Consider the following 9602-nt stretch of genomic DNA (forward strand, 5'->3'; position numbering starts at 1 on the left):
CGCTCCTTGCCCGCGACGATCGTCACGTAGAAGCGGAAGAAGGGCAGGGGCACGGAGAGCCGCAGGTTGATCGGATGCTCGCCGGACCAGTCCCGCCGTTCCGCATCTTCCGCCGTGGGCTTATCCTCGCCGGCCGCCGCCTGCCCGTTGCCGCGGATTGCAGCGGCCGCTTGCTCGCTCCGTCGGTCCAGTTCTGGTTGCTGTTCCATGCCTGGCTTTCCGTTCAGCCGTCTCGGCTGGCGGCGCAGGGCGCCCGTCGCGCCGATTCAAACAGCCGCGGGTAAGGAGCTGATTAACGGGCTCACCTGCGGCCGATCGCGCGGATTTCTCTCAAAGGCGAGCTTGAATCGACCGCCGCCGAACTGGGCGGTTTGCCGGTGGTCACGGTGCCCCGAAGGCGACATCGGCGATCCAGTTCCTCTCCCGCCGCGTGAGGCGGGATTCCGTGGTTTCGCCGTCGAAATCGGTGACGGCGCGGTCGAAGTCGTCGGCGGACATATTCTCGAAGCAGTTCACGTTGACCACCGCATAGACCCGCCCGCCGATCTCGCTGGTCACAACGGGCACCGCGCCGCAGCGCCGGCAGATGTGAAAATCGGCGGTCTCGGTCCCGAAGCGGTAGTGCGTAACGATGCCGGGGTCGCCGACGTCGACCCGCAAGCGCCCCTCGGGGTGCGAGGTGTAGACGCCGCCGTGCTTGCGGCAGAAGCTACAGCTGCAGGCCCGCACGGGGATTCTCGCGCCGGAGACCGGCAGGGAGAGTTCGAAACGCAGGTTCCCGCAATGGCAGGCGCCAACGATCCGCCGCTCGCTCGCTTGCGTCACCGATACCTCCTGACAGAGCGCCGGGACTCAACGCATTAGGGCAGGCAAACACAGGCGGGTAGGGATCTCAAGAGGGGCCCCATACGTCCGAGAGAGAGGCGTCGGCGAGACCGGGCCTGAAATCCGAGTTTTGATCACTATTTGTTCTCGTGGATCAGTCTGTCCGGGCCTCGCCAAAGTGCGAGGCCTTTTTCGTTTGCCGTCGCGCTCGCGCCTTCAGAAAGACAAGACACCGACATGACCGACGAACGGCGCGCCAGGAGATCCGGCGGCGATCCCGATCCAGACGCTTCGGAGTCCGGCGACCCTCGCGCGACTGCGCGCCGCCACGCGCGGGACGCCATCCTCGCGCTGGCCGAAGTGGTGGCCGACCGCTCGGCCAACCCGAGCGCCCGGGTTTCCGCGGCAAACGCGATTCTCGACCGGGCTTTCGGCAAACCGGCGCCGGTCGGCGAGGACGGCGCCCCTGGGGCCATTTCGGAGCAGGGCGAGCTCAGTGAACCCGAAAGACTTCACCGCATCGCTGCGCTGCTTGAAGCCGGAAGAGCGCGAGGAACTGGACCGCCTGCTCACGGCCGGGACGCCGCGCTGGCTGCCTCAGCCGGGCCCGCAAAGAGACGCCCTCGAAAGTGATGCCGACGAGCTGTTCTACGGCGGCGCCGCCGGCGGCGGTAAGACCGACCTCCTGATCGGCGCCGCGCTGACCCGTCACCGGCGCGCGCTGATCTGCCGGCGCAAGGCCAACGAGCTGGTCGAGATCGCGCGCCGCGCCGAGGAAATCGTCGGTCACCGCAGGGGTTACAACGCGAATCGCCACGCCTGGCGCCGGCCGGGCGGGCGCTGCGAGTGGCTCGAGTTCGGGCACTGCCAGCATCTGGGAGACGAGCGCGCCTACCAGGGCCGGCCGCACGACCTCAAGGCCTTCGACGAGATCACCCACTTCCTCAAGGCGCAGTACCAGTACCTGATCGGCTGGAACCGGACCCGCGACCCGGCCCAGCGCTGCCGCGTCATCTGCGCCGGCAACCCGCCGACCGAGGCGGCCGGCGACTGGGTGATCGAGCATTGGGCGCCCTGGCTCGACCCGGCGCACCCCAACCCCGCCAGGCCCGGCGAGCTGCGCTGGTTCGCCGTGCTGGACGGCGAGAGCCGCGAAGTGGAGAGCGGCGCCGGTTTCGCCTACAAGGGCGAGACGGTCCGGCCGCGCAGCCGCAGCTTCATTCCCAGCGCGGTCGACGACAACGTCTACTACCGGACCACGGGCTACAAGGCGACGCTGCAGGCCCTGCCCGAGCCGCTGCGCTCGAAGATGCTGAAGGGCGACTTCACGGCCGGCCGCGCGGAGGACCCCTGGCAGGTGATCCCGACCGTCTGGGTCGAGCAGGCCCAGGCCCGCTGGCAGGACCGGGCGCCCGAGCCCATGACGACCCTCGGGGTCGATCCGGCGCGCGGCGGTGCCGACGAGACCGTCGTCTCGCCGCGCCACGGGAACTGGTTCGCGGCCCAGATCGTCCGGCCCGGCAAGGCGACGCCCGACGGGCCCAGCGTCGCGGCGCTGGTGGTGGCGGCCATGCGCGACGGGGCGCAGGCCAACGTCGACGCCATCGGCATCGGCGCCTCGGTCTACGACCACCTGAAGGGCAACGGCGTCGCCTGCCGGAGCATGGTGGCCTCGGAGCGCTCGCTGGCGCGCGACCGCACCGGCGCGCTCGGCTTCGTCAACAAGCGGGCCGAGTGGTGGTGGGCCCTGCGCGAGGCGCTCGACCCGGACTACGGCGAGCAGGTCGCCCTGCCGCCCGACCGCAGGCTCAGGGCCGACCTCTGCGCGCCGCGCTGGAAGCTGGCCGCCCGCGGCATACAGGTCGAGGCCAAGGAGGACATCGTGGCGCGGATCGGGCGCTCTCCGGACCGGGGCGACGCCGCCGTGCTGGCGCTGGTCGCCAGGACGCCGCGGCTCGACGGGCCCTTCTCCGCCGCGCCCGGCGGCGACAGCTCTTGGATGGGGATGTGATGGACGACGCCAGAGACGAAGACTTCCTGCGCCTGGCCCGGGAGCGCTACCGCCGCGCCATCGAGGCCGAGCGCGACTCGCGCGAAGCGATGCTGGACGACCTGCGCTTCCGCGCCGGCGACCAGTGGCCCGGCGACGTCAAGGCCGAGCGGGCCGAGCGCCCCTGCCTGACCATCAACATGATGCCGCAGTTCATTCGTCAGGTCTCCGGCGACGTGCGGCTCAACAAGCCGAGCATCACGGTCAAGCCGGTCTCCGGCGGCGCCGACCGGGAGAAGGCCGAGATCCTGACCGGCCTGATCCGCGCCATCGAGCACGCCAGCCTGGCCCAGGTCGCCTACAGCGGCGCGGTCGACGCCTCGGCAACCTGCGGCATCGGGCACTTCCGGGTCGATACCGAGTTCACCGACGACGACGTCTTCGAGCAGGACATCCGCATCCGGCGGATCAGGAACCCGCTGGCCGTGGCCTGGGACCCGGACGCCCAGGAGATCACCAAGGAAGACGCGCGATACTGCTTCATCATCGAGACCATGACCCCGGCGGCGTTCCGGGCGGCCTACCCGGGCGCGGTCCTGGCCGACTTCCCGGCGGAGGGCGCCGACGAGAGCCTGCGCCCCTGGCGCGACGGCGAAAACCTCGTTGTCGCCGAGTACTGGGTCAAGCAGCCGGCCGAGCGAACCCTGGCCCTGCTGCCGGACGGCGCGGTGCGTGACGTCACCGAGATCGCCGAGCCCGAGCTGGCCCGGCTGGCGCCGCTCCGGCTGCGCCGGGTGCGCGCCCACAAGGTCCGGTCCTACCTGGTCTCCGGGCTGGAGATCCTCGAAGGGCCGACCGACTGGCCCGGCCGCCACATCCCGATCGTCCCGGTGCTGGGGGAGGAGGTGCACGTCGGGCGCGAGACCGTGACCCATGGGCTCGTGCGCTTCGCCAAGGACCCGCAGCGGATCTACAACTACAGCCGCTCGGCCGCTACCGAAGCGGTCGCGCTGGCGCCCAAGGCGCCCTTCGTCGGCACGGCCAGGATGTTCGCCGAGCACGAGACCTACTGGCGGCGGGCGAATCGCAAGAACCTGGCCTATCTGCCCTATACGCCGGACCCGGAAGCGCCCGGCGCCCGGCCCGAGCGCCAGCCGGCGCCCGAGATCCAGCTGGCCTACGGCCAGGAAGCGACCCTCGCCGCGCGGGACATCAACGCGACCACCGGGCTGCATCCGCCAGCCCTGGGCCAGGCTTCGAACGAGACCTCGGGCGTCGCCATCGAGAAGCGCCAGCGCGAGGGCGACGTGGGCACCTTCGTCTACCTGGACAACCTGGCGATCGCGCTCGGCTACGCCGGGCGCATCCTGGTCGACCTGATCCCGAAGATCTACGACTCGACCCGCGTGGTCATGGTCATCGGCGAGGACGAGACCGAGCGCTTCGTCGAGATCAACCGCCCGGCGCTCAACGAGCAGGGCGAGACCGTGCTGCTGAACGACCTCGCCGCCGGCAAGTACGACGTGCGGGTCTCGACCGGTCCCAGCTTCACCACGCGCCGCGACGCCGCGGCGGCCTCCATGGTCGAGTTCATCCGGGCCGCGCCTGAGACGGCCTCGGTCGTGATGGACCTGCTGGCCAGGAACCTGGACTGGCCGGGCTCGGAGGAGATGGCCAAGCGGTTCCGCAGGATCGCGGTTGGCCGGGGCCTGGCCGAGCCGGAGGAGGGCGCGGGGCCGGATCCGCTGACGCCCGTCCTCGGCGCCGAGGCCGAGAAGGCCGAGGCCGAGGCGCTCCGGCTGCGGGTCGAGGCGCTGAAGGAGCAGGTCGAAACGCTCAAGCTGCGGGCGCAGGCCGAGAAGCTGGCGCGGGAGGCCGAGGGTCAGGAGCTCGACAACGCCGGCAAGGCGCTGCTGCTCTCGTCTCAGGCCGGGCAGCTCGAGGCGGCCGTTGCGGCGGCGGTCGAGGCCGTCCTCGCCCGGCTCGCGGACGGCGGGATTTTACGCGACAGCAAAGGAGAAAACTGAATGACGCTCGAAGCCGAAGCCATCGACGACCTGGGTCTCGGCCGCCCGCTGCCGGACCAACCCGCGGCTCCCGAGGACGCGCCCGGCGAGGCCGAGGCGCCCGACGCGGCCGACGCCGCGCCCGGGATCCCCGACCGTGACGACGAGCCCGTCTCCGAAGCCGGCCGGGACGGCGGGGCTCCGGCCGATGACGCGCCGGCGCCGCCCAAGCGGCGGCGTCCCGGCAAGGCCGCGCGCAGGATCACCCGCCTGGAGGCCGAGAACCGGGCACTCCGGCAACAGTTGGCGCGGTTGGAGGACGCGGAGGAGACCGGCCTCGAGACTGCCCCGGCCGAAGCGGCCGCGCCCAGGGAGGAGGACTACGAGGAGCGGGACGCCTACCTGCTCGCCAAGGCCAGGCACGAGCTGCGCGCCGAACTGCGCGAGGAGCTCGAGGCCGAGCGCGCCAGGGCGGCGGACGAGGCGCAACGGGACAGCCGGGCGGCGGTCGCCGAGCGCTTCCAGACCCAGCTCGCCGAGGCGCGCGGGAAGTACGACGACTACGACGCGACGGCCCGGGCGGCCGCGCCCCACGTGACCGACGTCATGCTCGCCGTCATCGCCGAGTCCGATCTCGGCGCCGAGATCATCTACCACCTAGGCGCCAACCCGGAAGAGGCCGGCCGGATTGCCGGCCTCTCCCACGCCTCCCAGGCACGGGAGGTGGGGCGGATCGAGGCCCGGCTCGAAGCCGCCCGCACCCAGCCGCCCAGGAAAGTCACCGACGCGCCCGACCCGCCCGGGAAGGTCCGATCGACCGGCGCCGCCGAGCAGCGCCCGGATCGGATGACCATGGAGGAGTACCGCAGCTATCGCGGTTTCGGGACGGCGGTACGATCCGGCGCGTCGTAACCGCAACCACGGCCACGTCGCGAGACGTCGCCCAGCTCAGCGCCTACGGCCGGCCCCTGCGTGAGGCGGGTGCCCGGCCGCGGGCCGGAAAGAAGGAACCATGGCAAACGCACTCATCACCCCTTCCGTGATCGCCAAGGAAGCGCTGATGCAGTTGGAGAACAACCTCGTGTTCGGCAACTGCGTCCACCGCGAGTATGTCAACGAGTTCAAGAAGATCGGCGACACGGTCAACGTCCGCCGGCCGGTCAGGTTCAACGTGACCGACGGCGCGGCGCGGACCAACCAGGACGTCGAGGAGGTCAACACCGCGATCGTCGTCAACAAGCGCAAGCACGTCTCCTTCAGCTTCTCGTCCCAGGACCTGACCCTGACGATCGAGGACTTCTCCGAGCGCTACATCACGCCGGCCATGGTCTCGCTCGCCAACAAGGTCGACCAGGACCTGGCGTCGCTCTACGACGACGTCTTCAACTGGGTCGGTGCGCCGGGCCAGGCGGTCGGGTCCTTCGGTGACTTCTCGAAGGCCCCGCAGCGCCTCGACGAGGGCGCGGTGCCGAGCGACCGGCGTAAGTCGGTCCTGTCGCCGAGCGACTTCTGGTCGATGACCGGCAACCTGAGCGGCCTGCAGATCGAGCGCTCCGCCGACGCGGCCTACCGCCGCGGCGTGCTCGGCCAGGTGGCCGGCATCGAGATGTCCATGGACCAGAACATCCGGGTCCACACCACGGGCAGCTTCTCGACCGGCTCGACTCCCCTGGTCAATGGCGCGGGCCAGGCGGTGAGCTACGCCGGAGCCGACAAGACGGCCTGGTCGCAGAGCCTGGTCACCGACGGCTGGGCCGCCGCGACGCCGGTCCTGAAGGCGGGCGACGTCATCACCCTGGCGGGCGTCAACGCGGTCAACCCGGTGCCCGGCGAGGGCGCGAAGGACGACCTGGGCCGCCTGCAGCAGTTCGTCGTGCTCGACGACGCGGTCTCGGACGGCACCGGCAACGCGGTCCTGACGATCAGTCCGCCGATCATCACGAGCGGGCCCCAGCAGACCGTGACGGCGGCCCCGGCGGACAACGCGGCGATCACCCCGCTGGGCAGCGAGGCGACGGGCTACCGCCAGAACCTGGTGTTCCACCGCGACGCCTTCGCCCTGGTCACGGTGCCGCTGGAGATGCCGCGCGAGCCGGTGTTCAAGGCGCGCGAGAGCCACAACGGTCTCTCGATCCGGCTGGTCGGGTCCTACGACATCGACTCCGACGAGAACCCGGTGCGCCTCGACATCCTCTACGGCGTGAAGACCCTCTACCCCGAGCTGGCCACGCGCCTGAGCGGCTCTGCCTGATTGCCGCAAATGACCGGCGGGGCCTTCGGGCCCCGCCGTCCTTTCTCCGGAGGCAAGCATGAACGATCGACCGACCTGGATGTACCGCGCCGGCGCCGACGGCGCGGTGGAGCGCCGCCTGTTCGGCCACCCGGACGAGGTGCCGGCGGGTGAGGGCTGGGCCGACAGCCCGGCCGCGGCGGCGGCCCGGCCCGAACCCGAGGCGCCGGCTCCGGCCAAGCGGCGCCGGGCCGCCCGCCGATGACCCGGCGTCACCTTCGCTTGCGCCGCGGCACCTCGCTGTCGCTGGGCGTCACGGCCCGGCGGGAGTCCGGCGCCGCCATCGACCTGACCGGCGCCTCGCTTGCCTGGCGTATCGCGACCGAGGACCGCCGGGCGACCCGGGTCGTCAAGACGCTCGGCAGCGGCGTCGCCGTCACCGACGGGCCGCGCGGCCGCTTCACGGTTGCGCTGGCGCCGGCCGACACCGCCGCGCTCCGCCCGGGGACCTACGCGCACGCCGCCGAGGCGGCCGAGCCCGACGGCACGGTCAGCACGGTGCTCAGCGGGCGCCTCGAGCTTGAAAGGGACCTGCCGTGACCACGGTGCGGGAAGTCGTCGAGAACGCCCTGCAGAACCTCGCGGTGGTGGCGGTCGGCGAGGCGCCGGCGGCGGAAGAGGCCGCCAAGGGCCTGAGCGAGTTCAACGCCATGATGCACGGCTTCACAAGCAGAGGCGCGGACCTGGGCCACGCCGACCTCGGCCTCGCCGACGAGGTCCCGGTCGCGCCGGAGCACCGCCAGGCGATCACCGACGCCCTGATGCGCCGCCTCGCCATGGCCTTCGAGCGGCGCCTGACCGCCGACCAGGCGCGCGCCGCGGCCGCGGCGGAGCGGCGGCTTCAGTCCGCCTTCGCCGAGATCCCCGTTCTCGCGGTCGACCGGGGCCTGATCGGCCGGCGGCGCGGCCGGGGGGCGGCCCGCTGATGCCGCGCATCCCGCTGCCGAGCGACGCCTACCAGGCGGCCGCGCCGCGCCTCTCGAACCAGAGGCTGGTCAACCTCTTTCCCGAGGCCGCGCCGCCGGGCGCGGCCAACGACTTCTGGCTGCGCTCCGTGCCCGGCCTGAAGCGCTTCGCGACCCTGGGCGACGGTCCGGTGCGGGGCGGCCACCTGCTCGGTGGCAGGCCCTATTTCGTCTCGGGAGAGAGCCTCTATCGGATCGACCCCGACGGCAGCCACAAGGAGATCCCCGGCACGATCCCGGGCAGCGATCCGGTCTGCATGACGGCGAACCGCACCCAGCTGGCCATCGTCGCCAAGCCCGACGGCTTCGTCTACACGGCGGCGGCGGGTCTCGCGCCGATCAGCGACCCGGACTGGCCCGGCGCCGCGACCTGCGCCTTCATGGACCAGTACGGGATCTTCACCCTCCCCGACACCGGCCGCTTCTTCGTCTCCGACCTGGCGGACCTGAGCGCCTACGACGCGCTCGATATTGCGACCGCCGAGGCCGCGCCCGACAACATCGTCCGGGTCTTCGTCGAGAAGCGGCAGGTCTTCCTGTTCGGCGAGACGACCACCGAGGTCTGGTTCAACGCCGGCGACGCGAGCTTCCCCTTCGAGCGCCTGCCCGGCGGCATCATGGAGCGCGGCATCCTGTCTCCGCTCGCCGTCGCGCGCCAGGACAACACGCTGTTCTGGCTCGGCGAGGACGGCGTGGTCTACCGCGCCAACGGCTACACGCCGCAGCGGGTGTCGCAGCACGGCGTCGAGGAGGCGATCCGGGGCTATGCCGACAAGCGCGCCCGGGCCTTCAGCTACACCCTGGCGGGGCACAGGTTCGTCGGATTCCGCTTCGCGGCGGGCACCTGGGTCCTCGACCTCGCCACCGGCCGTTGGCACGAGCGGCAGACCTACGGCGCCGAGACCTTCGAGGCGGCCGCCACGGTCTTCGCCTACGGCAGGCCGCTGATCGGCGATACGCGGAACGGCAGGATCTATGCGATCGACCCCGGCAGCTACGACGACGACGGCGCGGTGCTGCGGCGGAGCGCCCGCTTCCCGCCGATCGGCGACGGCGAGACGCCCCGGACCCTGGCCGCCCTCGAGATCGAGTTCGAAGCCGGCGTCGGCGCGACCGGCGGGCAGGGCAGCGACCCCCACGCCATGCTGCGCTGGTCCGACGACGGCGGGCGCACCTGGTCGAACGAGCGCTGGCGTTCGATCGGCGCCAAGGGCCGCTACGGCCGCCGCGCCGTCTGGAACGGCCTGGGCCGGTTCCGGCGCCGGGTCCTGGAGCTATCCCTCACCGACCCGGTCAACCTCGCGATCGTCGACGCCTATGGTCGATAGCCCACATTTCTCACCCTCTCCATGGCCTGCGTCGCGTACAGGCGGATCGCCCGGCTAGAGCGGATCTTGTTTAGATGGAACCACTTCATGGTTTCCAACTAAACATGTGAATCCGCTCTACATCTAAGGTTTAGAGCAGATTCACCGGGTTTGATGGATCGCCTCCGGCGATTCAGTCAAACCCGGATCTGCTCTAGG

Annotated in this window: 10 protein-coding genes; 8 read left to right on the top strand and 2 right to left on the bottom strand. The window is 71.3% G+C overall.

Annotated elements, in window-relative coordinates; translation table 11 throughout:
- Window positions 1-209: hypothetical protein (locus QNJ67_22995; GenBank protein MDJ0611858.1), on the bottom strand; the 209-nt coding region annotated here is incomplete at its 3' end.
- 172 nt (window positions 210-381) lie between these two features.
- On the bottom strand, window positions 382-825 hold the full coding sequence (locus tag QNJ67_23000; protein ID MDJ0611859.1) for a hypothetical protein: 444 nt from the start codon (window positions 823-825) through the stop codon (window positions 382-384).
- A gap of 496 nt (window positions 826-1321) precedes the next feature.
- Between QNJ67_23000 and QNJ67_23005 the strand changes: the two genes are divergently transcribed.
- From QNJ67_23005 to QNJ67_23040, 8 genes are all read left to right on the top strand, one after another.
- Window positions 1322-2836, top strand: coding sequence for a terminase (locus QNJ67_23005; protein ID MDJ0611860.1), 1515 nt, complete (start codon window positions 1322-1324; stop codon window positions 2834-2836).
- Window positions 2836-4842: a portal protein gene (locus tag QNJ67_23010; protein ID MDJ0611861.1), complete on the top strand. Its 2007-nt coding sequence runs from the start codon at window positions 2836-2838 to the stop codon at window positions 4840-4842. The genes QNJ67_23005 and QNJ67_23010 overlap by 1 nt, the downstream gene beginning before the upstream one ends.
- On the top strand, window positions 4843-5733 hold the full coding sequence (locus tag QNJ67_23015) for a hypothetical protein (GenBank protein ID MDJ0611862.1): 891 nt from the start codon (window positions 4843-4845) through the stop codon (window positions 5731-5733).
- 100 nt (window positions 5734-5833) lie between these two features.
- Window positions 5834-7072 carry a P22 phage major capsid protein family protein gene (locus tag QNJ67_23020; GenBank protein ID MDJ0611863.1) on the top strand — a complete coding sequence of 413 codons (1239 nt, stop codon included), beginning with the start codon at window positions 5834-5836 and terminating at the stop codon, window positions 7070-7072.
- Between the two features lie 58 nt (window positions 7073-7130).
- Complete coding sequence (locus QNJ67_23025) at window positions 7131-7316, top strand: hypothetical protein (protein MDJ0611864.1); 186 nt, start codon at window positions 7131-7133, stop codon at window positions 7314-7316.
- Window positions 7313-7651 (top strand): hypothetical protein, encoded by a 339-nt coding sequence (locus QNJ67_23030; protein MDJ0611865.1) that lies wholly within the window; start codon window positions 7313-7315, stop codon window positions 7649-7651. Before QNJ67_23025 ends, QNJ67_23030 begins: the two co-directional genes overlap by 4 nt.
- Window positions 7648-8037 carry a hypothetical protein gene (locus QNJ67_23035; GenBank protein MDJ0611866.1) on the top strand — a complete coding sequence of 130 codons (390 nt, stop codon included), beginning with the start codon at window positions 7648-7650 and terminating at the stop codon, window positions 8035-8037. Before QNJ67_23030 ends, QNJ67_23035 begins: the two co-directional genes overlap by 4 nt.
- Window positions 8037-9404, top strand: a complete 1368-nt coding sequence (locus QNJ67_23040) for a hypothetical protein (GenBank protein ID MDJ0611867.1) — start codon at window positions 8037-8039, stop codon at window positions 9402-9404. Before QNJ67_23035 ends, QNJ67_23040 begins: the two co-directional genes overlap by 1 nt.
- Window positions 9405-9602: the final 198 nt, after the last annotated feature.

It is taken from the genome of Kiloniellales bacterium (assembly GCA_030064845.1).
Classification (GTDB): Bacteria; Pseudomonadota; Alphaproteobacteria; order Kiloniellales; family JAKSDN01; genus JASJEC01.

Coding starts and splice junctions, on each gene's coding strand:
- QNJ67_23020 (MDJ0611863.1), top strand. CDS start 5,834: ATGGCAAACGCACTCATCACCCCTTCCGTGATCGCCAAGGAAGCGCTG.
- QNJ67_23015 (MDJ0611862.1), top strand. CDS start 4,843: ATGACGCTCGAAGCCGAAGCCATCGACGACCTGGGTCTCGGCCGCCCG.
- QNJ67_23025 (MDJ0611864.1), top strand. CDS start 7,131: ATGAACGATCGACCGACCTGGATGTACCGCGCCGGCGCCGACGGCGCG.
- QNJ67_23010 (MDJ0611861.1), top strand. CDS start 2,836: ATGGACGACGCCAGAGACGAAGACTTCCTGCGCCTGGCCCGGGAGCGC.
- QNJ67_23030 (MDJ0611865.1), top strand. CDS start 7,313: ATGACCCGGCGTCACCTTCGCTTGCGCCGCGGCACCTCGCTGTCGCTG.
- QNJ67_23040 (MDJ0611867.1), top strand. CDS start 8,037: ATGCCGCGCATCCCGCTGCCGAGCGACGCCTACCAGGCGGCCGCGCCG.